The 23,346-nt window shown below is 53.1% G+C and carries 22 protein-coding genes and 1 other RNA gene; 4 read left to right on the forward strand and 19 right to left on the reverse strand.

The features are described 5' to 3' along the window. Positions 1 to 91 precede the first annotated feature (91 nt). Entirely contained in the window at positions 92 to 1,423 is a 1,332-nt protein-coding gene (locus PRIO_RS25390; protein ID WP_020426884.1) for a PhoH family protein, read from the reverse strand. 105 nt (positions 1,424 to 1,528) lie between these two features. On the opposite strand from PRIO_RS25390, the gene PRIO_RS25395 reads away from it, so the two are divergent. Further along, positions 1,529 to 2,101, forward strand: a complete 573-nt coding sequence (locus tag PRIO_RS25395) for a YhcN/YlaJ family sporulation lipoprotein (RefSeq protein WP_020426885.1) — start codon at positions 1,529 to 1,531, stop codon at positions 2,099 to 2,101. Positions 2,102 to 2,236: 135 nt separating this feature from the next. Here the strand turns inward: PRIO_RS25395 and PRIO_RS25400 are convergent, their stop codons facing one another. The 6 genes from PRIO_RS25400 to PRIO_RS25425 form a co-directional block, all read right to left on the reverse strand. Further along, entirely contained in the window at positions 2,237 to 2,692 is a 456-nt protein-coding gene (locus PRIO_RS25400; RefSeq protein WP_020426886.1) for a PNPOx family protein, read from the reverse strand. Positions 2,693 to 2,762: 70 nt separating this feature from the next. After that, positions 2,763 to 3,851 carry an LCP family protein gene (locus PRIO_RS25405; RefSeq protein ID WP_052741520.1) on the reverse strand — a complete coding sequence of 363 codons (1,089 nt, stop codon included), beginning with the start codon at positions 3,849 to 3,851 and terminating at the stop codon, positions 2,763 to 2,765. Positions 3,852 to 3,935: 84 nt separating this feature from the next. Next, complete coding sequence (locus PRIO_RS25410; RefSeq protein WP_020426888.1) at positions 3,936 to 4,232, reverse strand: YlaH-like family protein; 297 nt, start codon at positions 4,230 to 4,232, stop codon at positions 3,936 to 3,938. Positions 4,233 to 4,425: 193 nt separating this feature from the next. Continuing rightward, entirely contained in the window at positions 4,426 to 6,270 is a 1,845-nt protein-coding gene (typA, locus tag PRIO_RS25415) for a translational GTPase TypA (RefSeq protein WP_020426889.1), read from the reverse strand. Positions 6,271 to 6,521: 251 nt separating this feature from the next. Then, positions 6,522 to 7,034 (reverse strand): hypothetical protein, encoded by a 513-nt coding sequence (locus PRIO_RS25420; protein WP_020426890.1) that lies wholly within the window; start codon positions 7,032 to 7,034, stop codon positions 6,522 to 6,524. 202 nt (positions 7,035 to 7,236) lie between these two features. Continuing rightward, positions 7,237 to 7,896, reverse strand: a complete 660-nt coding sequence (locus tag PRIO_RS25425) for a TerC family protein (protein WP_020426891.1) — start codon at positions 7,894 to 7,896, stop codon at positions 7,237 to 7,239. 161 nt (positions 7,897 to 8,057) lie between these two features. Here PRIO_RS25425 and PRIO_RS25430 point away from each other — a divergent pair, with 161 nt between their 5' ends. Continuing rightward, positions 8,058 to 8,759 carry a TerC family protein gene (locus PRIO_RS25430; protein ID WP_020426892.1) on the forward strand — a complete coding sequence of 234 codons (702 nt, stop codon included), beginning with the start codon at positions 8,058 to 8,060 and terminating at the stop codon, positions 8,757 to 8,759. A 17-nt stretch (positions 8,760 to 8,776) separates the two neighbouring features. On the opposite strand, the gene thiI is transcribed toward PRIO_RS25430, so the two are convergent. From thiI to PRIO_RS25460, 6 genes are all read right to left on the reverse strand, one after another. Further along, positions 8,777 to 10,003 (reverse strand): tRNA uracil 4-sulfurtransferase ThiI, encoded by a 1,227-nt coding sequence (thiI, locus tag PRIO_RS25435; RefSeq protein ID WP_051010609.1) that lies wholly within the window; start codon positions 10,001 to 10,003, stop codon positions 8,777 to 8,779. 75 nt (positions 10,004 to 10,078) lie between these two features. Beyond that, the gene (locus tag PRIO_RS25440; protein ID WP_020426894.1) at positions 10,079 to 11,230 is read right to left on the reverse strand and encodes a cysteine desulfurase family protein; all 1,152 of its coding nucleotides are present in this window, start codon (positions 11,228 to 11,230) and stop codon (positions 10,079 to 10,081) included. Positions 11,231 to 11,364: 134 nt separating this feature from the next. Then, the gene (locus tag PRIO_RS25445; RefSeq protein ID WP_020426895.1) at positions 11,365 to 12,075 is read right to left on the reverse strand and encodes a lytic transglycosylase domain-containing protein; all 711 of its coding nucleotides are present in this window, start codon (positions 12,073 to 12,075) and stop codon (positions 11,365 to 11,367) included. A gap of 191 nt (positions 12,076 to 12,266) precedes the next feature. Continuing rightward, entirely contained in the window at positions 12,267 to 12,668 is a 402-nt protein-coding gene (locus tag PRIO_RS25450; protein ID WP_020426896.1) for a hypothetical protein, read from the reverse strand. A 10-nt stretch (positions 12,669 to 12,678) separates the two neighbouring features. Then, positions 12,679 to 12,900, reverse strand: coding sequence for a DUF1540 domain-containing protein (locus PRIO_RS25455; protein WP_020426897.1), 222 nt, complete (start codon positions 12,898 to 12,900; stop codon positions 12,679 to 12,681). Positions 12,901 to 13,505: 605 nt separating this feature from the next. Further along, on the reverse strand, positions 13,506 to 14,003 hold the full coding sequence (locus PRIO_RS25460) for a YpuI family protein (protein WP_020426394.1): 498 nt from the start codon (positions 14,001 to 14,003) through the stop codon (positions 13,506 to 13,508). A gap of 208 nt (positions 14,004 to 14,211) precedes the next feature. Between PRIO_RS25460 and PRIO_RS25465 the strand changes: the two genes are divergently transcribed. After that, a complete protein-coding gene (locus PRIO_RS25465; protein ID WP_020426393.1) occupies positions 14,212 to 16,101 on the forward strand; it encodes a S8 family peptidase in 1,890 nt (629 codons plus the stop codon). Here PRIO_RS25465 and pdxR read toward each other — a convergent pair. Then, on the reverse strand, positions 16,095 to 17,537 hold the full coding sequence (pdxR, locus tag PRIO_RS25470) for a MocR-like pyridoxine biosynthesis transcription factor PdxR (RefSeq protein WP_046505272.1): 1,443 nt from the start codon (positions 17,535 to 17,537) through the stop codon (positions 16,095 to 16,097). The genes PRIO_RS25465 and pdxR overlap by 7 nt on opposite strands. A gap of 93 nt (positions 17,538 to 17,630) precedes the next feature. Between pdxR and PRIO_RS25475 the strand changes: the two genes are divergently transcribed. Continuing rightward, on the forward strand, positions 17,631 to 18,866 hold the full coding sequence (locus tag PRIO_RS25475; protein WP_020426390.1) for an aminotransferase-like domain-containing protein: 1,236 nt from the start codon (positions 17,631 to 17,633) through the stop codon (positions 18,864 to 18,866). Between the two features lie 93 nt (positions 18,867 to 18,959). Here the strand turns inward: PRIO_RS25475 and rnpB are convergent. From rnpB to rpoD, 5 genes are all read right to left on the reverse strand, one after another. Next, positions 18,960 to 19,375: RNase P RNA component class A (gene rnpB, locus PRIO_RS34295), an RNA gene on the reverse strand. Positions 19,376 to 19,437: 62 nt separating this feature from the next. Next, complete coding sequence (locus PRIO_RS25480) at positions 19,438 to 20,553, reverse strand: Nif3-like dinuclear metal center hexameric protein (RefSeq protein ID WP_046505275.1); 1,116 nt, start codon at positions 20,551 to 20,553, stop codon at positions 19,438 to 19,440. Next, positions 20,529 to 21,305, reverse strand: a complete 777-nt coding sequence (locus PRIO_RS25485) for a tRNA (adenine(22)-N(1))-methyltransferase (RefSeq protein ID WP_020426388.1) — start codon at positions 21,303 to 21,305, stop codon at positions 20,529 to 20,531. Before PRIO_RS25485 ends, PRIO_RS25480 begins: the two co-directional genes overlap by 25 nt. After that, complete coding sequence (locus PRIO_RS25490) at positions 21,302 to 22,126, reverse strand: hypothetical protein (protein ID WP_020426387.1); 825 nt, start codon at positions 22,124 to 22,126, stop codon at positions 21,302 to 21,304. The genes PRIO_RS25485 and PRIO_RS25490 overlap by 4 nt, the downstream gene beginning before the upstream one ends. 86 nt (positions 22,127 to 22,212) lie before the next feature. Beyond that, complete coding sequence (gene rpoD, locus PRIO_RS25495) at positions 22,213 to 23,346, reverse strand: RNA polymerase sigma factor RpoD (protein ID WP_020426386.1); 1,134 nt, start codon at positions 23,344 to 23,346, stop codon at positions 22,213 to 22,215.

Raw genomic sequence — 23,346 nt, forward strand, 5'->3', positions numbered from 1 at the left:
CGCGACCGATCTGGATTAGCTGTGCTAGAGCGGCTAAGCCGAACGGTTGTATCTACATGGGTGGAACTGGCTCTATAAGGCAAGCCTGCAGCTACAGCAGATCGGCTGCCAGCTGGGCCAGGTGCGAACGCTCGCCCTTTTCAAGGGTGATGTGGCCGCTGATGCCCTGCTGCTTGAACTTCTCCACGATGTAGCTGAGCCCGTTGCTTGCAGCATCAAGATAAGGATGGTCAATTTGCTCCGGGTCGCCCATGAGGATCACTTTACTGCCTTCCCCGGCCCGGGAGACAATGGTCTTCACCTCATGGCGGGACAGGTTCTGGGCCTCATCGATGATGATGAATTGCGACGGGATCGAACGTCCGCGGATATAGGTGAGGGCCTCCACCTGAATGCTGCCCAATCCCATCAAGATTTTATCGATATCGCCGGACTTTTTCGTATCGAACAGAAATTCCAGATTATCATAAATCGGCTGCATCCAGGGACGAAGCTTCTCATCCTTCTCACCCGGCAGGTATCCGATATCCTTCCCCATCGGAACGACCGGACGGGCGATCAGCAGCTTCTTGTACTTATGCTCGTCTTCCACTTTGAACAGTCCGGCAGCCAGGGCCAGCAAGGTTTTGCCGGTTCCCGCTTTGCCGGTGATGGTCACCAGCGGAATATCATCATTCAGCAGCAATTCCAGCGCCATCCGCTGCTGGGCGTTGCGGGCACTGATTCCCCATACCGCATCATTTCCGAGATAGAGCGGCTCCAGGCGGGAGGCGTCGCTGTTGACCTTGAGCAGAGCCGACTTGCCGGTGCCGATCTCATCCTTCATGATAACGAACTCATGCGGGTACAGCGGGTAAGACAAGGCCAATTGTTTGACGGACAATGAACGGTGGCTGTAATATTCATCAATCAGCGAAGGATGTACCATCAGCGACTGATACCCTGCGTACAGCTCGTTCAAATCACCGGTGCGGTCAGACAGGTAATCCTCCGGTGTAATGCCAAGCACATCCGCCTTGATGCGGACGAGCACATCTTTACTTACGAGTACCACAGGACGCGGTTCAGCCTTTTCATTCTCCTCATGAAGATAATTAAGCGCGACAGCCAATATCCGGTTGTCATTGGACACTTCACCGAACATTTCCTGTACCTTAACGAAGCTGCGGTGGTTAAGCTCTACCTTCAGCGTGCCTCCATGCTCGAGTACCACACCGCTATGCAGGTGGCCCAGTTCACGAAGTCCGTCTAATAAGCGCGACACGGTGCGGGCGTTGCGGCCGATTTCATCGGCATTACGCTTCTTGGAGTCGATTTCTTCCAGGACTACAGCCGGAATGACAACTTCATGCTCCTTGAAAGCAAAAATCGAATTGGGGTCGTGCAAAAGCACGTTGGTGTCTAGTACAAATATCTTTTTCATGTTATCCCCTCCACAGCGCCTGGTTTGATTGATCATACATAACTCCACTCAGCAAGGGCAAGCTAAGATAAAACCTGATCCATTGGCTGAAAGGAGTACGCACATATGAGAAAATCAATGTGTCTGTTGCTGGTACTGCTGCTGCTGACAAGCTGCGGTATCGCTAATAAAGCGTCATCACCCTCTCCTCAGGATAAACAATCGGCAAAAGCTTTGAACACCCAGGGGAACCGCGAAGTGCGGAATTTGGCAGATGGAAGTGATGCTGGGCTTGTGCCCCAATCACAGCCCGGACAACCTTATGACGCTCGAGATGTAAGCGATGTTGCGCTCAAAGACCATTTTGAGCAGTTGGCCAGCAGAGTTCCCGGTGTAAAGGGCGCTCACTGTGTGGTCATGAATAACGTTGCCGTAGTTGGTATTGATGTTGACGGAACACTTACCCGGTCCCGGGTAGGAAACATCAAATATTCCGTGGCTGAAGCCATCCGCAAGGACCCGAGAGGTGTAAAAGCACTTGTCACCGCTGATATGGATATCTCCAGCAGACTTGCTGAAATGGGACGCCACATCAGCAAAGGGCACCCGGTATCCGGATTCGCCTCCGAGATGGCCGACATTATCGGCCGCATTATACCGCAGCTTCCGGGGGATACCAAGCCTCGGGGCAACCGGTAGGCTTGCAGAACCTGCGAATCTTTGGATATGCAGAAACGGCTAAGCCATTCTTCAAAAGGCATCCGTTCCCGCGAATAAGGATGATGGATAGAAGAAAAATACATCCTTATTGTTAAAAAAAGCCTAGTGAGATCATCACTGGGCTTTTTGCATGGCAGCAAACACCTGTCCGTCCAGCTTCTCAGCCGCACGTGCATCGTATACCTTAGCATATTTTGGGGCGGACTCCAGCTGAGCGCCATAGAACAGCGCATTGCGGACCGCTTCAATTTCAACATCAAAACAGCACATTTTGAATGGCACATCGGGCAGCGGGTCCTGCCTCACCAAGGCGCGCCCGTTAATCGCATGTACGGTCCCCTCGCCAAAGACCGTTATGGTCACGAGCGGATTCACCTTCATATTGTTCACAAGTCTGGAGCGGTGGTCCACCGCAAGGCGCACTATAGAAGGGCTCACTGCATAGATCCAGGAAATAGCGGTGGACGTAGGCCCGCCGGTTTCCGCATCCACAGTGTTCAGCAGAACAAAAGTCTCTGACTGCAGCATGGTTAGCAGGGTTTCATTAAGCTGTGCAACGGCTTCGGACATAAGAACAGGCCCCCTATAACGCTTGAATGCATTCAATTTATTATATTATAGCACATGCCCGAACTTGCATTCAATTTTGGGAAGCAGCCGTGCCGCCGGGTACAGCACCCGCAATCCGGTCATGCAGGCTCTGCTTCGCAGCCTCAAGCTCTTTATCGTTAATATATACATATGGACTGCGCCAGGTTCCGGTCACCGGCTTGAATTCAATATTCTCCTTCGATATTTTCCAATAGGCAGAGATTATATTTTTGATCTGCTCATTTTCGATATCCGTCTTCATGTTGTCATCCACGGCATCCAGCACTTTGCCAATCTTCAGAACGCCGCCCAGGGACTGCATCTGTCCGACTAATGAATTCAGCACTTCATTCTGGCGTTTGTTGCGGTCAAAGTCATCGGACGCCTTCGTCTTCGGCCTGCAGTTCGACTTGCGGTAGCGCACATAATCGAGCGCATCATCGCCGTCCAGCCGGGCTGGACCTTTGGTCAGGTTGATATCCGTACCATCCACACTATCGGTATAGCACATATTTTCACTGATATTAACATCTACGCCGCCCAGTTCATCCACAACATCACGGAAGCCCTGAAAATCAAGCACGGTCGCATAATCTACGTCGATATCCAGATACTTGCCCATCATCTTCTTCATTTCGTCTTCGGCAGGAATACCTGAAGTCTTCTCCTTGCTCTTGAAGCGGGCGTAAAATTCATTGATTTTGGTCTTCTTGTATCCGCTAAGCTCCACATACGTGTCACGGGGAAGCGAGACCACTGTAGCGGACTGGGTTGTAGGATTGAGGGCCGCAACCATAATGACATCTGTCAGATTGGATGGATGTTTGGGCCGGTTGTCCGTCCCCAGCAGCAGCATGGTGATGGGCCTCTCAGCAGCAGAATGGCCTGCCTGAACCGGCTTATCCACGCCAAAGCTTCCATGATCAAACTTCCAATACAGATACCCTGCATATCCCAGCACGGCCAGGATGGCAATGATCAAAAGGGTTAATACCATTTTCCCCGTTCTCGCCAATGCTCCGCGTTTCTTGACTGGTTTTTTCTTCTGCACGGTTCTGGCCGCGCTGTTCGGCTGCGGTCTGCCATTTCTCGGGTTCCCGCCGGATCTTGGCGGCAAACTGCCTTTACTTGTACTCATAATGGAATAAGGTCCTTTTCGTTTCAACTGGTATTAGATGGCTTGCTCTCTCTATTAGACGAAATCAAGCCGCAAAAGTTGCGGTTACTGCCGTTTGCCCGCTGCCGCCGCCTTGCGTTTCTGCCGGGCCTCCACCATGTAGCGGACTCTCACCAGCAGCATAAGGCCTACAGCCACCAGCAGGCATTGAATGATCGGCAGCTTGTCATGCTGGAAGATAAGCAGCATTCCGGAGCCGAGCGCCATCATTACATAGAGGACAATCTCCTTGCCGATCAGCAGCTTTTGATTCACACGGAAAACACGGTTATACACATAAGTCAGTAAAATAAAAATGACAATATAAGCCACAATAGGATGCTCTGCGAACCAGCTCTGCACAGCTCGTCACTCCCTCCGGGAATAAGTTCGCTTACATTATATCATCCGCCGGGACATTATACCGCAATTTATCCTTAGAATTTGAAATATCCCCCTCAGGCAAAAAAGAACAGCCGCCGGATATCATCCGGCGGCTTATACAGACATAGAATCGGTTCATTCTCCAAAAGTGAACATCCTTACACCCAGAAACTTAGGCTTGGCTGGCTTGCGCCGCTTTGCGCTGCTTTTCTACACGTTCGCGTTCGCCCTTGTTCAGGATTTTTTTACGCAAACGGACAGATTTAGGCGTGATTTCGCAATATTCATCATCGTTCAGGTACTCAAGCGCACCCTCCAGTGAGAACAGGCGAGGCGTCTTCATCTTTACAGTTTCATCCTTTGTCGCAGAGCGGACGTTGGTCAGCGCTTTTTCCTTGCAGATGTTGACGATAATGTCATTATCGCGGGTATGCTCGCCTACGATCATACCTTCATAAATTTCAGTACCTGGCTCCAGGAAGAGGATACCGCGGTCTTCAACACCCATCATGCCGTAGAATGTGGTTGTTCCGGTCTCGCTCGATACCAGCACGCCTTGATGGCGTCCGCCAACCTGTCCGCCAATCAGAGGAGCGTAGCTGTCAAAGGCGTGGTTCATTACACCATAGCCGCGTGTCAGCGTCAGGAAGTACGTGTTATAGCCAATCAATCCGCGTGCCGGAATCAGGAACTCCAGACGAACCTGTCCGGTCCCGTGATTGATCATGTTGACCATTTCCGCTTTGCGGGTACCCAGGCTCTCCATTACGGCGCCCATGCTTTCTTCCGGAATATCAATCATCAGACGCTCAAGCGGCTCCATTTTGACACCATCGATTTCCTTAACGATAACCTCTGGCTTGGATACCTGCATTTCGTAACCTTCACGGCGCATATTCTCAATCAGAATCCCCAGGTGAAGCTCACCGCGTCCGGACACGATGAATGCGTCAGGGCTGTCTGTTTCCAGCACACGCAAGCTCACATCGGTTTCCAGTTCCTTGAAGAGGCGTTCACGCAGTTTGCGGGAAGTTACCCATTTGCCTTCTTTGCCGGCAAACGGACTGTTGTTCACGAGGAACGTCATTTGCATCGTCGGCTCATCAATCTTCAGAACAGGCAGCGCTTCAGGATTCTGCGGATCAGCAATCGTTTCACCGATGTTGATATCCTTGATCCCGGCAATCGCCACGATGTCCCCCGCACCCGCTTCTTCGGTTTCCACCCGCTTCAGGCCCTGGAAGCCAAAAAGCTTCTCAATGCGGGCTGTTTTGCTCTTGCCGTCACGCATGATGACGGTAACGGATTGGCCCTGCTTGATTACACCGCGGTTCACACGTCCGATCGCGATGCGTCCCAGGTATTCGTTATAATCCATCAAAGTAACAAGGAACTGCAGCGGCTCGTCCACTTTTTCAGTTGGAGCCGGGATATGCTCGGTAATGGTTTCATAAAGGGCAAGCATGTTATCGTCCTGCTTCTCAGGGTCCATGCTGGAAGTGCCGTTCAATGCGGAAGCATACACAACCGGGAATTCCAACTGGTCATCGTTGGCTTCCAGCTCAATGAACAGGTCCAGCACTTCATCAATAACTTCTTTCGGACGGGCTGCAGGACGGTCAATCTTGTTCACGACGACGATAGGCGTCAGGTTCTGCTCCAGCGCTTTGCGCAGAACAAATTTCGTTTGCGGCATGCAGCCTTCATAAGCATCTACAACCAGCAGTACACCGTCAACCATCTTCATGATTCGTTCCACTTCACCGCCGAAGTCGGCGTGTCCCGGGGTATCTACGATGTTAATCAGGAACTCTTTATAGGTAATAGCTGTATTTTTGGCTAGGATGGTAATTCCGCGTTCCCGCTCCAGATCGTTCGAGTCCATGGCCCGTTCTTGAAGGTGCTCGTGCGCACTGAAAATCCCGGACTGCTGCAGAAGCTGATCGACGAGTGTTGTCTTCCCATGGTCAACGTGGGCAATGATCGCAATATTGCGGATATCTTTTCTTGAATGCATGATTTGTATCCAAATCCTCTCATTTATCAAATTAAAAATGTTTAAATTTATAGCTTGTCGCGGCAGTCTCACAAAAGAAGCGCCAGGCAGAAAGCCGACGCTTCAACATATCCTTAATATTATAGTGAAAGCACTATGAAAAGCAAGTCTTTTTATGAAAAAACGCTTTCCAGCTCCGTTTAATTTTGCTAAAGTTGCATTCGGGCAAATTTCCGGACCGTCTTTTGGTTAAATGCATCGGAATGGCTGGCTTACCAGCCTCCGTTCCACTTTTTGCGGCCTCCCGGTTTGCCGCGTCCGAAGATCAGCCAAGCTCCTGCTGCAATCAGTATGGCCCCCAGTACATAGAGCGCTCCCGTTCCAAGCATGCTGAAGACCAGCAGCACAACGCTAAGCAGGCCCAGAATGACGGCTGTTGTGGTAAGTCCGCCGTTTCGCCCGGGGGAATAGAGTGAATATTCGTATAGTCCGACGGCGATGCCCAGCAGCAGCAGCGGCCACAGATGAGACATCAGTCCCCAGCCCCAGGTATTGCACAAGCCCAGAAGCAGTCCGTATACGGTCAGTATCCCGGCGGGCAGCAGCACCGATGCCGGAGCGCGGCGGCTGAAGAAAAGCACATGCAAGAACAGGCCGGGTACCAGAATCACAAGCGGCCACAGCGCCCGTCCGAGAAATCCGAACACCCCCAGCTTTCCGAACAGAATCACTATGCCGGCGGCGAGGATAAATATACCCAGTTTCGCATCGTTTTTGGAAGACATATGTCACTCATCCCTTCAAAAATTCACGTCTTTTCGCTCAGCCCCGTCACTGAACCACATAAGCACGTGACAGGATTCTCTCTATATTTTATCTGAAAAACAAATAAAACACCATCATTCTTCTTTGTTTTTGGCAGCCATGCCAAAGAGGCTGGGCCAAAGCTGCTGCAGCTCTGGTTCAGCCTCCATTTTTTGCCGGATTTTACTTTGCCGATAATGGCCTGCGCTTGAATACGCCCGACAAAACCACGATGATTCCAAGCAGCAGCGGCAGCAGAGAATGAATGGACGGCAGCAGGAAGGAAATCACCGCACCAAACTTGGCGTCCTGAAGCAGCATATCCCCCGCCGTGTAGGCGAGGATATAGGCGCCAATGTAGGTCAGGACGGGAAGCCGGTGCAGCCAGCTCACAATGATTCCGCTGCCCCACACCACAATCGGAATGCTTAGGGCAATACCGATTACAACCAGAGCGAGATCGCCCTTGGCGACACCGGCGATGGCCAGCACATTATCCAGGCTCATAACAAAGTCGGCCAACAGAATGGTGCGTACGGATTTCCATACGCTGGAGCTTTCTTCCACCCGGATGTCCTCTTCTTCCTCCAGCAGCAGCTTGAACGCGATCCATAGCAGCAGTATTCCCCCGCCGGCTTCAATATAAGGGACTTTAAGCAGCAGCACTGCAGCAAAGGTCAGCAGGCAGCGCAGCACGACAGCACCTGCGGCTCCCCACCAGACCGCCAGCCTGCGGTGCTGCTCCGGCAAGTTTTTACTGGCCATTGCAATGACCATTGCGTTATCTCCGCTCAGCACAAGATTGATCATCAGGATCTCACCAAGCAGCAATAAAGATTCCATGGACTTCAGCCTCCCTGAACTGCATGTATTTACATGTATGTCCAAGCAGGGCAAGCTATGCTACAGTCTGTGGCTTTTTTCCAAGGGGGGGAATGTCCGGCGCTTTTTTTGCGTATACAACACTATACCGTTCAGAAAACGCTAATAGGAGTGACCCCCTCTTGAACACATCCGTTCTGGATTTCATATTGCCGCTGCTGAATATTATCTTTCTGGATCTGATTCTGGCTGGCGACAATGCCATTGTCATTGGCCTGGCTGCGCGGAATTTACAGGGCCGGACACAGAAAAAAGCAATCCTGCTGGGCACAGGCGGGGCTGTGGTACTGCGGATTATCGCCACTATTCTGGTCGTTTGGCTGCTGAAGATTCCCTGGCTGCTGTTATTCGGCGGCCTGCTGCTGATTCTGATCGCCTATAAGCTGCTGACCGGAGACAGCGGAGGGCCCAATATTCAGGCAGGCGGGACGTTATGGGCGGCGGTGCGTACGATTATCATCGCTGACGCGGCCATGGGGCTGGATAATGTGATTGCGATTGCCGGAGCTGCCAACCACAATATTGCACTGGTTGTACTGGGACTGCTGATCAGCGTGCCGATCGTAGTCTGGGGCAGCACCCTGTTCATCAAGCTGATGGGCCGGTATCCCTGGATCATCTATATCGGCTCCGCCGTGCTTGGGCTGACCGCTTCCGGCATGATTACAGAAGAAAAGCGGATTGCCCCTTTTGTGGAGGAGCATCCGCTGCTGCGCATTCTTTTTATTATTCTGGTGATTGGCGGAATCCTGGCGGCAGGGCACTGGAAACGGGTCCGGGACCACCAAAAAGCAGCACATACCGGCAGACGGGCCGGCGGATGAAAAAAGAGTTCGCAAGGTTAGAACCATTCTTCCTGCAGCCCGGCTTGCGCCGGTACCACATCGCTGGGCTTCTCATCCCCGTACGGGGTTATGTTGACCGTCTCCGTACCGGCGACCGCCGCATCCAGCAGAGCACTGTAACCAGGCAGGGTCGCTTCGATTTTGTCCACAATCCGCAGGTTAGGATTCGTAGTTGGCGATTTCGGGACAAACAGCGTACAGCAATCCTCGTATGGGAGGATGGAAAGGTCGTAGGTGCCGACCGTTTTGGAGAGCTCCACGATTTCGCTCTTGTCCATCATCACGAGGGGCCGCAGCAGCGGAAGCGGAGTCGCACGGCCAATGACGTTCATGCTGGACAGCGTCTGGCTGGCAACCTGGCCCAGACTTTCGCCTGTAACGAGGGCCAGTGCCCCTTCCCGCTCAGCCAGCCGCGTAGCAATCTTCAGCATAGCCCGGCGCATCAGGGTAATAATCAGGTTATCCTGCCCGATTCCTGTAAAAGAGGTCTGCACCTCAGTAAATGGAACGAGATGCAGTTTGATGACGCCGGCATACCGGGACAATACCCGGGTCAGATCAACAACTTTTTGCCTGGCCAGCTCGCTGGTATAGGGAAAACTGTAGAAATGGACACACTCCACTTCAAGTCCCCGGCGCATGGACGACCAGCCGGCTACCGGGCTGTCAATGCCTCCGCTCAGCAGCAGCATGGCTTTGCCGTTGGTACCGAGCGGAAAACCGCCGACGCCGGCAATATTTTCACTGAAAATGTACGTATGCCCCTCGCGGATTTCAATTCTAAGTTCCATCTGCGGCGACTTCACATCCACAAGCAGCCCCGGATAGCTCTGAAGCAGCGGAGTAGAGATCAGCTTGTTCATTTCGATCGAGCCATAAGGGAAACCCTTCCATACCCGGCGCACATTCACCTTGAAGGTTGTGCCGGTCGGCGGGGCTGCTATGCGTAGGAAGTTCCGGCTGACTGATAAAATATCATCAAAGTCCGAAAGCGAAACCTTAACAGGACTTATCGAAGCAATGCCGAAAACATTGCGCAGCACATCGGCCAGCTCCTCCGCAGGCTCCCCGTTCAACTGCACGTATATGCGGCCGAACTCCTTGCTTAAAGTCACTTTGGGAAAAGGCCTGATCATTTCTTTTACATGGCGCAGCACTGTTTTCTCAAACCGGGAACGGTTTTTCCCCTTTAAAGTAAACTCTCCGAACCGCAGCAGCAGCATATCTGCATATTCGATACTCCTTGTGATTCCTGGCCCAGATCCGGCCGCGAACCCGTTCTCTATCTCTTTCATTCGTTATTTCATGCCTCCTTCAGCTTTCTTCAATGACAGTACAGCAGTCAGCAGGGCTTGTTCAAGCAGAGCTACATCCGCTTCCGTATGAATGTCCCCCAGACTGATCCGGATGCCGCCCAGAGCCGCCGGGACGTCTCTGCCCATCGACAGCAGGATCCGGCTCGGTTCAGCAAGCCGCGAAGAACACGCGGAACGGGTCGAAACCGTCATCCCCAGCTCTTCCAGCTTGCGCGCCAGCACTTCCCCCTTCATGCCAGGGTAGGAGAAATGGACAATATGGGGTGCGCCGTCCTCCCGGCTGTTCAGGACAAGCTCAGGCATGGCCGCAATAAAATGCAGCAGCCGGTTGCGGAGCGGAATCAGCCGTCTTACCAATTCCTCCCGCCGTTCACCGCTCATGCGAACGGCCTTGGCCGAAGCGACAATTCCCGCTACATTTTCGGTTCCGGCACGGTTTCCATTTTCATGGGAGCCTCCTGTCAGCAGCGGGAACAATGCAGTTCCTTCCCGGACCACCAGTATCCCTGTCCCGCGCGGACCACGGATTTTGTGCGGCGACAGGCTGTACAGCTCGGCCTGCCACTCCTTCAGCCGTGTCTCCAGTTTGCCGTAACCCTGCACTCCATCGACATGAAACAGCGTCCGGCGGTTCACCGCTTTGATGCCTTGGCCAATTTCCCGCAGCGGCTGCACCGTCCCAATCTCATTATTGACATGCATGACACTCACAAGCACGGTATCCGGCCGGATGGCGGCGGCTATATCCGCCGGGTCCACAATTCCAGTGCCCGTAGGCGCGACAAACGATACCTCCCAGCCCAGCTCCTGCAGTTGCCGGCAGCTCTCATATACCGACGGATGCTCCAGCTGTGTTGTCACGATATGCCTTCCTCTTCCCTGATACTGCAGGGCGGCGCCTTTGATGGCGAGGTTATTGCTCTCGGTCGCTCCCGAGGTAAACAAAATTTCGTGAGGCTGTACAGCAAGTGCGGCTGCACATACCTCCCGTGCGCGCGTGATGAGCCGCTCCGCTTCCATCCCGGCGCGGTGCAGCGAAGAAGGGTTGGCATAATGCAGCCTCATAATTTGTTCCACCGTCTGCACGACCTCATCATAAGGCGGGGCGGCAGCAGCGTAATCCCAATAAAGCATATATCGGAAGTCTCCTTTGCGTCTTCTGCTTGTTCATTTCTGCGGGAATCCTCATGCTTCATCCCAAATGGCGAAAAAGGATCAAACGGTCCTTGGCCACCTGTGGCTTAGGGTCTACCGTTTGATCCTTTTTATTATACCGCGTATTTGGCGCGGGCGCGTTCTATTTTGCTGATATAGGCCTGCGTTTCCTTCGGAAGCTGCGACAGATTGGCGAGCAGCTCCAGATCAGTGCTTACTCCCAGCTTGTTCACCCGTCCGGGACCCGCATTGTATGCGGCAAGCGCCATGTTCTCCTGTCCATTATACCGTTTCAGCTGATAAGACAGATAACGCACTCCGCCGTCGATGCTCTGCGCCGGATCAAAGGGATCGGATACGCCCAGTCCATTCGCCGTTCCATCCATCAGCTGCATGAGCCCTTTGGCTCCGGCTGAAGAAACAACATTGGGATTGAAGGAAGATTCCGTGTCGATTACGGCTTTGATCAGGTCAACGGGAACACCGTATTTCGCGCTGGCACTTTGAATCAGCTCTTCATAATCGGTAGGTCTGGTCTCCGTTATTTCCCCGGAAATGGTGTTGTAAGCTTCATCCATCCCTCCAAGCTGCTGCCACAGCAGTCCGCTTAGGGCAGAGCTGTCAAGCGAAGCTGCCGAGCTGCCCGGGTTTCCGCTGGCATTCTGGAGCGCCAGCTCCTGCAGAAGTGCGGCAAATTCTGCCGATGAGCTTCCTGTCACTTCCGGTTTTGCGTTCTCCGTCCCGTTGTTAACGCGGGTGGAACTTCGCAGGTTAATCCATTTCAGCTGCCCGGTCCCGGTTCCAGCTGCGGGGTTGATCGCCATGCTGAGCATTCCTTCTTTCAGGGGTTGTTTTTTATATGTGAATGAATCGCCAGTTAAAATTTAAAATGCGCCTTTATTTTACAATTTTTTCGGTGCAAATGCTATATACGGACATACAAAAACAGACTTCAGACCTGCATAGATAGGTCTGAAAGCCTGTTTTGAATCTGGATATACAGCTTCTATGGCGTCTAGCGGGCAAAAGGAATCAGGATAAAATAGCTGAGTGTAGAGACAATCCCCAGTCCCATGGCCCAGGCACCGGCTGTTTTTTGCCCTTTGGCATATGCATAATAACCAAGGACTGCAGCAATGGGTCCCATAATAATCGACCAGATAAACAAAGAAACTACTCCAAAACCTAAGCCTATATAACCGATGGAGCGGCTTTCATTGCTGGCCTCTGTTTCTGTTTTGGCTTCTGCCCCATTGATGTGTCCCCGGTGCACATGGCTCGGCAGCGGGCTGATTTCAGCGGCATATTCCTCACTGTGCGCTTTGTCCCGGCGGGGGTAGTCTACACGACGCGGCCGCAGGACAATTTTTCTACGCTGGTTGCGGTCCAGATTGGAGTCATCATCTTGCTTGTCCATGGCGCGCCTCCTACTCGTTAGGCTTGAACGTCAGACAACAGGTAGCAGAGGAATTGCCGGCATAATCATGATGGCCCTGACCAGCCATTTCTTCGGCATATTCTTCCTTGAAGGCGTTGCCCGAATGCTTGTCGATCTCGATGAGTATTTCGTCTGCACGGCACAAGTTCTGTTCTCCCCAATAATGACAGTTGCTCACACTGCATTTCACAAGCGTTTTTGCGGTTGTCATAGTTATCACCTCGGCTTCATTATGTCCGCTGTAAGCGAACCCTATGCTGCACAAGGGTTTCCAATTCCGTTACAGCTTCCTAAGCGGGGATAAGTTAAGAAAAACGGCTGTGCCGTCCTCTCACGGGACAGCGCAGCCGTCTTGGTTCTAACGTTACCTGAAGAACGACTCCCCATGAATCCTACGGCAACTCTTTAAGTGGAAAAAGGTACACTAATTTGCCGAAGTACCCTACCCTCGGGCAGATGAAGTGGAAAAAGGGTCACTAATTCAGCTCATTTCACCATTGAACCGGAAATGTGGCCCAATTAGATTTATTCCACTTCACTCTCAGGATTTCTTAATTTTCGGAAAAATAAGTTCCCTTTTTCCAACTAGCACCTGCGAAGAAGCCGGTAAAGACGGATCGCCCTATTCCTTCGCGATCGATCCGCAGCTGTTACGGACAGGAGAGCCCTTATTGAGAGAAGATTCGGCTATTCCGCAGGACTACGGACTGAGATGCCTTTATTTCTCCCTAAATTCTTATCTTTCAAAAAAAGACCGCATCCGCCCTAACTAAAAGGCAAATGCGATCTTCTGGAAATGGAGCAGCTTAACTCAGATTATACCTGGTTCTGCATGCGTTTTTCGGTCAGATAGTCATTCTCATAATAACTGAGGTCATCCCGCAGTTCTTCATAAACCTTGGTAATATCCAAAATAATGTCCCGTGCCGGGCGGACCGGCTTTTTGCGGAAACGGATCGCATCCTGGCCCGTGTAGGCATAACGTCCGTCTTCGGAATAACTTTCATTTTTAGGATAAAAGAAGTTGTTTACACCAAAGTGGTATACGTTATAAAGGGCTTTTTGCGCAAATGCATCATCAAAAGTGGCACGGCGCAGGGCAACCCCAAGTTTCTCATATGACATTTCCGAGAACACCAGCAAATGGCGGAGATCGGACAAAAAGCCCTGATAAAAGAGCAGCGTTTCCTCATCTTCCTCCGTGACCAGCTGCGGCAGCGCATGCTGATTCAGGAATATCTCCATTTTTCCGATTACGGATTTAAGCTTTTCTCTCGTCGTTTCACACAATTTCTGCACATTGGCTGCTGACATGGCGATTGCTCCCCCTTATTAGTCCTAGCTCTTGTAGTTGTAACCCATACAATCACAGCGAGGCATTTCCAAGCGCTTTTACATCGTAAGCACTTACTTTCTGATATTAACATAAAACCTTGGACGACGGTATCCTTTTCTGAAATGCATAAAACCTGCGCTCTCTCCTAAACCTACAGCTATACCATGCCATAAAGGAGCGGAAAATATGTCACGCAAAAATGCAATGATAGCCGGTTTGATCACCGCCGCTTTTACTATAGCCGTGTTCACGTACACGCTTCGGCCGGATGGAGGCCCTGCGCTGAAACAAGCCTCTGTACCGAACCCGCATCAGGAAAAAACAATTAAAAAAAAGGCCCTTACCCAGGATGTCAGCTCCACCGACCGTCTGAACAGAACAGATGTCAGCAAGCATCTGCGGACCATGTTATCCGAGACGGACGGCAAAACGCCCGAGGATATTTCAGCATATGCCAAACAGCTGCAGCAGGGACACGGACATATTGCCATGCTGATGTGGATTGATTTCCGCACGAAGCAGTCCAGCACGTTCAAATCATCTTTTCCCGAAGGAAGCGACCAGGAGAATAAACGGCTGCTGAAGTACCTGAACACCGCAAAAACGGCCATTCAGAGGCATCAGAGCTATGAATCCCCTTCCTTTATCATCGGCAATAAAAAATACTATTTCACAGCCCAGCGTGACCGGGAGGGACATTATGGTGTCATCGCCCTGATCAATCAGAGGATTCTCGACCGGGTGGCCGAGCATCAGCTCAAAAACCTGCGGCTGATCCCCTATCCGAAGGAAGGGAAATACCGGGTGGAATCCGTTCATGCCGATACCCTGAAGGAGCTTACCGTCAAGACCGGCCACGATAATGAGAACGCCAGCCATTATTACGAAAATGAGATCGTCGTCCGCTTCAAAAACGGCCATCCCACCGCCGGACAGCTGCAGACCATCGCCGCCGATATCCGCTGTAAGGAGCCTCGCAAGCTGGGCTACGCCTACATTTTCCGCTCCGGGAAGCTGAATTACCCACAGCTGAAAGCTTATTTTGACCAGAAGTGGAACCCGCAATATACAGAACCCCACTATATGTATTTAACCAATGATACCGTGGGTGAAAATACCGGGGCTGCAGTAATTACACCAAATGATCTGCTGTTCTCCACATACCAATGGAATCTGCCGGCTATCGAAACCGAACAGGGCTGGAATCTGTCCAAAGGCAGCAAAGAGGTCATTGTAGCGGTGGTGGATACCGGTGTGCAGGCCAATCATCCTGACCTCAAAGGCCAGCTGCTTGCCGGATATAATGCGATTACAAACACTTCGCCGCCTAATGATGACGTAGGCCACGGCACCCATGTTGCCGGAATTATCGGTGCACTGACCAATAACGGTGAAGGTGTAGCCGGCATCAGCTGGTACAACAAGATCCTTCCGGTAAAAGCGCTCGACAGCTCGGGGGCAGGAACCACCTATTCCGTTGCTGAAGGAATCATCTGGGCGACCGACAAAGGCGCCAAAGTCATCAACCTCAGTCTGGGCAATTATGCCGATTCACAGTTCCTGCATGATGCGGTTAAATACGCCTATGACCGCGATGTCGTGCTTGTATCTGCTGCCGGGAATGACAACACCGAGCGTCCGGGGTACCCTGCCGCCTACCCGGAGGTGCTTGCCGTCGCAGCGACCAGCGCCAATGGCGATAGAGCCTCCTTTTCCAATTACGGTGACTATATTGATGTGTCCGCTCCCGGAGAGAGCATCGCCAGCACCTATCCCGATAGCCAGTATGCTGCGCTGTCTGGCACCTCCATGGCCAGCCCGCATGTGGCTGCGCTGGCCGGACTGGTCCGCTCCCTGAATCCGGACCTGACGAATAAAGAAGTGATGGCGCTGATGACTTCAAATGCCGTGGATCTGGGCGATCCCGGCCAGGACAAATATTACGGCTGGGGCCAGGTGGATATCTACAAAACGCTGCAGGCCGCAGGCGGAGGCGAGGTTCCCCTGCAGCTGTTCCCGCAGCATGTCGGCCGCCAGCTCAAAACCCTCCTGCAGAGTCTGAAGAACGGTTATTGATTCAATGAGCGGAGGTGCTTGTCCAGGAGGATCAGGAACAGCCGCAGGCCCTGCTCCATGTCGGCTTCTGTCATTTGCGAATAGCACAGGCGGATATGCCGTGAGGGCAGATCCCCGGCGTAACACACATCGCCGGGAAGAAAAGAAATGCCCTCCTGCTCCGCCAGCGCATGCAGCTGTGCAATGCCGGAGGCGGAAGGAAGCTGCAGCCAAAGGTTCAGTCCCCCTTCGGGCAGCACCCAGGTCACGCCCGGCGGGGCGTACTGCTTCAGCAGCCCGGCCGCCTTCTCCATGCGCCTCCGCAGGGCAGCCCGGAGCGTACGGGCATAGTCCTCGTACTTGCGGGCAATGAACGGAAGCACCGCACCTTGCGTCAGCAGCGGACTGCCCAGATCACTGGCCGACTTGGCGGCAATCAGTCTGGACAGGATATTGCCCTCGGCTGCAACACAGGCAATCCGGAAGCCCGGAGCAATAACTTTGCTGAAGCTTTTCATATATACCACATGCCCGTCCTCATCCATCGATTTGATCGGAGGGGGTGGAGGCGTGCGGAAATAGAGGTCACTGAACGGATCATCCTCTACAATGAGACAGCGGTAGCTGCGGGCAAGCTCCAGCAGCCGCTGTCTTCTTGCCATGCTCATTGTGACGCCGCTCGGATTCTGAAAGGTTGGGTTCGTGTAGATCAGTTTGGGCGGCCTCGCATCGCATAGCCTGGTCAGCACATCCACACGCATCCCTTCATGATCCATCGGTACAAAAATCATCTCCGCCCCTCTTCCGGCGAATACGTCAATCGCGCCGGTATAACTCGGAGCTTCCAGGTAGACCGTATCTCCGGGACCGACAAACGTCCGGGCCACCAGATCGATTCCCTGTTGTGTTCCGCTGGTAATCATCAGATCAGAAGTAGCGAGGTGGATGCCCCGCGGCTGTAAATGCCTGCGCATGATCTCCCGCAGCTCCGGGTCGCCCTGGAAGTTGCCGTAGGAGGCCATCAGTTCAGGCTGGCCGGTTACGAGTGCCGCCATGGTTGTGCTGATCGGCCCCAGCGGCAGCAGGTCTTCATGGATTGCTGCAAGATGGAACGGATACTTCACCTCAGAGTAGCCGAAATTGCGCCAGAGCTGGGCGCGCGGTAAATAATCTTCGTACCCGTCCCGCCAGTCTGCACCGTTACCGGGCCCGCTCCGCTCATGCTCCGCGACAAAGCAGCCTTTGCCCTGGCTGCATATAAGATGTCCCTTCTTCTCCAGGTCGGCGTAGGCCTTGCTCACGGTGACCTGGCTTACCTTCAGCGTAGCTGCCAGACCTCTGACAGAAGGCAGGCGGAAGCCCGGCTGCAGCAGCCCGGAAGTAATCCGCTGGGCCAGCGTGTCGCTGATCTGCTGCGGCAGGGGTTTGCTGCCGCTGCGAAGCAAATCGATATGCATTTTTCCGTCCTCCCAACTGTTATATTCACCGCTTTACTGTTATACCGCTATGCCGTTATGATACAACAAAAACCAAGGCGGGGAGTACTTTTTATGAAGATAAATTTTTCTACAGCAGCGGATCATCTGGGTTCTTCGGCAGTCCGTGAAATTCTGAAGGTTACCCAGGGCAAAGACATCATCTCGCTGGCCGGCGGGCTTCCCGGTGAAGACCTGTTTCCAATGCAGGCTGTCCGCGATGCCTATAACAAGGCACTCTCCGCTGACACTTCAGCCCTGCAGTACGGCTTGACTGAAGGCTACCTGCCGCTGCGTGAACAGCTCGCCGCCAGGCTGACCGGGCAAGGAATTTCAGTATCCGCTTCCGATATGATTCTGACCACAGGCTCGCAGCAGGCGCTGGACCTGCTGTGCAAAATTCTGCTCGACCCCGGCGATGCCGTGCTTGTAGAAGCCCCTACCTATTTGGCCGCGCTGCAAGTGCTCGGCTCTTACCGTGCAGATATTCACACGGTCCAGAGCGATGAGCACGGCATGCTGCCGGAGCATTTGGAAGAGCAGCTGCGCATACGGCGCCCCAAGCTGCTGTATGCCGTACCTACCTTCAACAATCCGTCCGGAGCCACCTGGAGCAGAGAACGCCGTGAACAGATTGTAGAGTTATGCCGGCGCTATGATGTGCTCATTCTCGAAGACAATCCGTATGGCGAAATCACCTTCGATGAATCCCCAGGCGCTTATCCCCCTACGCTGGCAGCTATTGACCGAAGCGGCGAAGGCGAATCCTGTGTGGTCTACACAGGAACCTTCTCCAAGATCGTTGCTCCGGGAGTGCGCACAGGCTGGATCATCGGCCCCCCTGAATTGATCCGGGTGATCGCCAAAGCCAAGCAGGCTGCGGATTTGCATTCCAGCACGATTGACCAGCGGGCACTCGCTGAACTGCTGCAGACCTTTGACCTTGAGGGGCATATCCGCCTGATCTCCCGCGAATACCATTCGCGGATGAAGCTGCTCTCCGGCGAGCTGGCGGCCCGCAGCTGGGAGGGTACACATTTTCTTGAGCCGCGCGGCGGCATGTTCCTGTGGCTGACCCTGGCTGAACCTGTTAGCGCCGCACGACTGCTTCCTTATGCCGTAGAACAAGGGGTAGCCTTTGTACCGGGCGAGGTGTTCTATTCCGAGCAGCCGCGGAAAAATACGATGCGGCTTAATTTCACGCATACCCCTCCTGCACTGATGCAGACTGCTGTACAGCGGCTGGACAAAGCCCTGAAGATTTACTCGCAGAGTGAAGAACTTACGCAGCAGATATCTCAAGCCAAATAACCAATTGCATACCTAAAAGCGGCCCTCCTCGGAGGGCCGCTGTCTTATGATTACACCAGTTCAATTCAACATTATTGCTAACGAGTTGTCAGTTAGGAAAGTTTGCCGTAAGCCGGGTTCTGTGCTCGTCGTGGTTCGAACGGGAACTACCCTCCCACCATAAGCGACAATCATCTATCTAGGCCGTACATTACTGCACAGCTCCAGCGACCAACCTAGACGCGCCTCAGGCGAAGGCTGCTTCTTCCGGTTAAGGCGAAGCTGCGTCTCATTAGGTCTTGCTCCAGATGGGGTTTACCAGGAACGAAGTCACCAGCGTTCCTCGGGGTCTCTTACACCTCGGTTCCATCCTTGCCTGTGCCGCCCGAAAGCGGCCATCGGCGGTCCATTTCTGTGGCACTATCCTTCGGCTCGCGCCGACTGGACGTTATCCAGCACCCTGCCTTGTGGAGCCCGGACTTTCCTCCCGCGGCGTCTTCACGCGCGCCGGCGATTGTCTGTCAAACTTTCCGATCAACATTGTATATTATACAGACTTGCATCCTGCGGCACAAGTGTAAATAAGAGGAAATTAGAGAAAAGCAAACGGCTCCGTGTTCACCTTAGAGGCATGTACAGCGGTTTGGTATTTATGCTCGTTCAGCTTAGCCGTGATCCACTCGGCTACTTTCACTTTCATTATCTTTTCAGCATTGTGTCCAGGATCAATCAGCGTTATGCCGGCCAAAAAAGCATCCTGAGCCGTATGGTAGTCAATGTCCCCGGTCACAAGCACATCTGCTCCTTTGAAGATGGCACTGCTGTAATACTTAGCCCCGGAGCCTCCCAATACGGCTGCTTTGCGGATCGGACGGTTCAAATCCCCAACAACACGCACATGGTCCACCTGGAGCCCGCTTTTCACCTTCTCAATGAACTGCCCCAGCGTAGTTGGCTCCTTAAGCTTCCCTACGCGGCCCAGCCCGAAACTGCGGCCCTTCAGGTCCATGGAATAGAGATCATACGCCACCTCTTCGTAAGGGTGGGCCTTCAGCATCGCCTGCACAACTTTATTCCGGATCGGCTGAGGTACAATCGTTTCAATCCGGATTTCCTCAGCACGCTCCAGCTTGCCCTTCTCGCCAAGGTAGGGGTCCGATCCCTCTCTCGGGATGAAGGTTCCATAGCCTTCAATATTGAAGCTGCAGTGGCTGTAATTGCCGATCCAGCCCGCACCGGCGTTCAGGATGGCATCCAGCACCTTCTGGTGGTGGTCCTTCGGCACAAATACCACCAGCTTGGACAGCTGCTCGGTATGGATATCCTTAATCGGCGCCCCTTCCAGGATTCCCAGCGCTTCCGCCATCCAATCGTTCATGCCGCCTTCGGCCACATCCAGATTCGTATGGCTGATATAGACGGCAATATCATGTTTGATCAGCTTCTCATAGAGCTTGCCCATAGGGGTATCGGTCTGGATGCCCTTAATCGGGCGGAAAATAATCGCATGGTGGGCGATGATCAGATTGCAGCCCTGCGCTATGGCTTCATCCACGACCGCGTCATTGACATCAAGCGCCACAAGAACACCGGTGATCTCTTTCTGCAGAGAACCAAGCTGCAGCCCGACGTTGTCCCATTCCTCCGCCAAATGCTTGGGGGCAAGCTGCTCCATATATCCGATTACAGTTTGTCCTTTGGCAAACATGCCAGCACCTCCACAATTCGGTTGATCTGCGCCGAAATCTGATTGCGTCTCTCCTCGGCCGGAGCCTGTTCGGAGCGGGACAGCGAAGTCAGAATCCCCTGCAGCTTGGCAATCTCTCCCTGCCATTTGGCGAAAAACGCAGCATTCGGCGCTTGCAGCAGCCAGGGTCCCATCTCCAACAGCAGCTCACGGTCGCACACCATTCCTCCGGCCAGCTGCAAATCACGGTACAACTGTTCATTCGTGATCCCTTCAGCAGCCTCTTCCCTGACGGCGGTCAAAATTTCATAAATTTTGCCGTCTTCCTCCAGAATATGCTCGGCGGTAAGCACCCAGCCATGGTTCAACAGCCAGCGGCGCAAAATATCCTCACCTACATTCGGCTGAAGCGCCAGTGTCTTCACGCCTTCAAGCTTGCCGAGGCTTAAGCCCCGGTCCAGAATCGAGGCGATCAGCGCGCCGCCCATCCCGGCGATGGTAATGCAATCGGCTTCTCCAGGCTCCAGTACTTCAAGCCCGTCTCCGCGGCGGACGGCAATCACCTTCCCCAGTCCAGCCTCTGCTACCCCTCTGCGGGCGGCTTCGAACGGCCCCGGGTTCACTTCTCCGGCAACAGCAGAAGGTGCGCGTCCGCTCGCTACAGCCGCTACTGGCAGCAGGGCATGGTCAGAGCCGATATCAGCAACAATGCTGCCCTGCGGAATCTGCTCCAGCACAAGCTGAAGCCGGTTTGACAATTTATTGTTATTCATGAGGTCACCCACGTTATCCATTTTTTGCGGAAAATAAACAGCAGGGCAAGACCTGCCGCAATCTTCAATATCAGTATTAGCGAAACCCACTGGGGAAAATCCTGTCTCAGCAGCAAAGCGTCAACTTCAGGCATAATCCAGAGTGAGACACCTACGCCCAGATAGACTCCGGAAACGCCATTCACCCGGTGATGCAGCAGCCAGCTCAGCCATACCATCAGCACGCAGAGCGGCAGATACAGCAGCTCCAGTTCAAGAATGGAGGCATCCGGCCGCTGCTGCCCGAAGAACCCTGCATACAGCAAGGCCCAAAAGGCAAAACCGCAGAAATGCAAAAGGCTGATCCGCAGAAAAAATCCGAGAACGACCCACAGCAGTCCGCAGCCTGCTATCAGCAGAGGCCGCCAGAAATCCGGATCGAGGTCATGCAGCGCAATAAGCCATAATCCGAAGCCTAGCGTCAGCACACTTCCAATCCCTGCCAGCACAAGGCTGATCATGTTGTTCCGGTCCCGGTAAATGTATGAGTAGCCATAACAAACAATCAGGACACAGAGTGCGGTAGCAAGTTGCAATGGCCAGGGAAAAACGCTAAAATAAAGACTAATCAAGAAAATCAAGGAAATAATTCCAAAACCAAACAGCCATACTTTGATGCTTCCCTGCTGAAGATTACGGAGTGAGATCGGATTGCTGTCCTTCACCCCGGCCTCATCATCATAGAGGTTGGTCAGGAAATCGCAATACTGCTCCGGCAAAACCTTGCTTCTTCTCCAGTACTGAATTTCTCTTAAAATAATTTCACGTTTTTCCAAATTCAATGGCTCATCCCTCTTTCAGACCTTGACTCCGGCCTAAGCTAAAAGGACCTCCTGCCACCGTGCAGCAGAAGGTCCGGTTTATGACACTATTCGAGGAAATCCTTAAGGCGTTTGCTGCGGCTTGGATGCCGGAGCTTGCGCAACGCCTTGGCTTCAATCTGGCGGATCCGCTCACGGGTAACACCGAACACTTTGCCGACTTCCTCAAGCGTTCTCGTCCGTCCGTCATCCAGACCGAAGCGCAGGCGAAGCACATTCTCCTCACGCTCTGTGAGCGTGTCCAGCACATCCTCCAGCTGTTCCTTCAGCAGCTCATAAGCAGCTGCGTCTGCAGGCGCAAGCGCCTCCTGATCCTCAATGAAATCACCCAAATGCGAATCATCTTCTTCACCGATCGGGGTTTCCAGCGATACCGGCTCCTGGGCAATCTTCATGATTTCTCTGACCTTCTCAACCGTCAGCTCCATCTCGGCGGCAATTTCCTCCGGCGACGGCTCACGTCCAAGCTCCTGCAGCAGCTGGCGGGATACCCGGATCAGCTTGTTGATGGTTTCCACCATGTGCACCGGAATCCGGATCGTCCGGGCCTGGTCCGCAATCGCCCGTGTGATGGCTTGGCGAATCCACCAAGTCGCATACGTACTGAATTTGAAGCCTTTGTTGTGGTCAAATTTCTCAACGGCTTTGATCAGACCCATGTTGCCTTCCTGAATCAGGTCGAGGAACAGCATGCCGCGTCCAACATAACGTTTGGCGATACTGACCACGAGCCGCAGGTTCGCTTCAGCAAGCCGGCGTTTGGCTTCTTCATCGCCGTTCTTGATTCTCATCGCCAGCTCTACCTCGTCATCAGCCGACAGCAGCGGCACGCGCCCGATCTCTTTCAGATACATCCGGACAGGATCATTGATCTTGATTCCAGGCGGGAGTGATAAATCGTCGTCGAAGCTGAAGTCATCATTGTCGCTGCCTTCATTGTCCTCGCTTGGCCGCAGGGTATTGACCTCTTCGTCATTCTCATTCACAACCTCGATACCCAAATCGCTCAGCTGCTCGTAGAATTCCTCCATTTGCTCGGGGTCCTGATCAAACGGCGACAATTTCTCCATAATATCTTTGTAGTTCAATGATGATCTTTTCTTGCCTTGCTCAATAAGCTGATCCTTAACCTGATCCAGAGTAAATTCCGCTTCCAGTTCAGTGTGCTGATCGTTCGCCAT

The sequence above is a fragment of the Paenibacillus riograndensis SBR5 genome (genome assembly GCF_000981585.1).
GTDB classification, from domain to species: domain Bacteria; phylum Bacillota; class Bacilli; order Paenibacillales; family Paenibacillaceae; genus Paenibacillus_AQ; species Paenibacillus_AQ riograndensis.

Coding starts and splice junctions, on each gene's coding strand:
- PRIO_RS25390 (WP_020426884.1), bottom strand. CDS start 1,423: ATGAAAAAGATATTTGTACTAGACACCAACGTGCTTTTGCACGACCCC.
- PRIO_RS25395 (WP_020426885.1), top strand. CDS start 1,529: ATGAGAAAATCAATGTGTCTGTTGCTGGTACTGCTGCTGCTGACAAGC.
- PRIO_RS25400 (WP_020426886.1), bottom strand. CDS start 2,692: ATGTCCGAAGCCGTTGCACAGCTTAATGAAACCCTGCTAACCATGCTG.
- PRIO_RS25405 (WP_052741520.1), bottom strand. CDS start 3,851: ATGAGTACAAGTAAAGGCAGTTTGCCGCCAAGATCCGGCGGGAACCCG.
- typA (WP_020426889.1), bottom strand. CDS start 6,270: ATGCATTCAAGAAAAGATATCCGCAATATTGCGATCATTGCCCACGTT.
- PRIO_RS25420 (WP_020426890.1), bottom strand. CDS start 7,034: ATGTCTTCCAAAAACGATGCGAAACTGGGTATATTTATCCTCGCCGCC.
- PRIO_RS25425 (WP_020426891.1), bottom strand. CDS start 7,896: ATGGAATCTTTATTGCTGCTTGGTGAGATCCTGATGATCAATCTTGTG.
- thiI (WP_051010609.1), bottom strand. CDS start 10,003: ATGCTGCTGCTGCGGTTCGGAGAGTTTACTTTAAAGGGGAAAAACCGT.
- PRIO_RS25440 (WP_020426894.1), bottom strand. CDS start 11,230: ATGCTTTATTGGGATTACGCTGCTGCCGCCCCGCCTTATGATGAGGTC.
- PRIO_RS25445 (WP_020426895.1), bottom strand. CDS start 12,075: ATGGCGATCAACCCCGCAGCTGGAACCGGGACCGGGCAGCTGAAATGG.
- PRIO_RS25450 (WP_020426896.1), bottom strand. CDS start 12,668: ATGGACAAGCAAGATGATGACTCCAATCTGGACCGCAACCAGCGTAGA.
- PRIO_RS25455 (WP_020426897.1), bottom strand. CDS start 12,900: ATGACAACCGCAAAAACGCTTGTGAAATGCAGTGTGAGCAACTGTCAT.
- PRIO_RS25460 (WP_020426394.1), bottom strand. CDS start 14,003: ATGTCAGCAGCCAATGTGCAGAAATTGTGTGAAACGACGAGAGAAAAG.
- PRIO_RS25465 (WP_020426393.1), top strand. CDS start 14,212: ATGTCACGCAAAAATGCAATGATAGCCGGTTTGATCACCGCCGCTTTT.
- pdxR (WP_046505272.1), bottom strand. CDS start 17,537: ATGCATATCGATTTGCTTCGCAGCGGCAGCAAACCCCTGCCGCAGCAG.
- PRIO_RS25475 (WP_020426390.1), top strand. CDS start 17,631: ATGAAGATAAATTTTTCTACAGCAGCGGATCATCTGGGTTCTTCGGCA.
- PRIO_RS25480 (WP_046505275.1), bottom strand. CDS start 20,553: ATGTTTGCCAAAGGACAAACTGTAATCGGATATATGGAGCAGCTTGCC.
- PRIO_RS25485 (WP_020426388.1), bottom strand. CDS start 21,305: ATGAATAACAATAAATTGTCAAACCGGCTTCAGCTTGTGCTGGAGCAG.
- rpoD (WP_020426386.1), bottom strand. CDS start 23,346: ATGGCGAACGATCAGCACACTGAACTGGAAGCGGAATTTACTCTGGAT.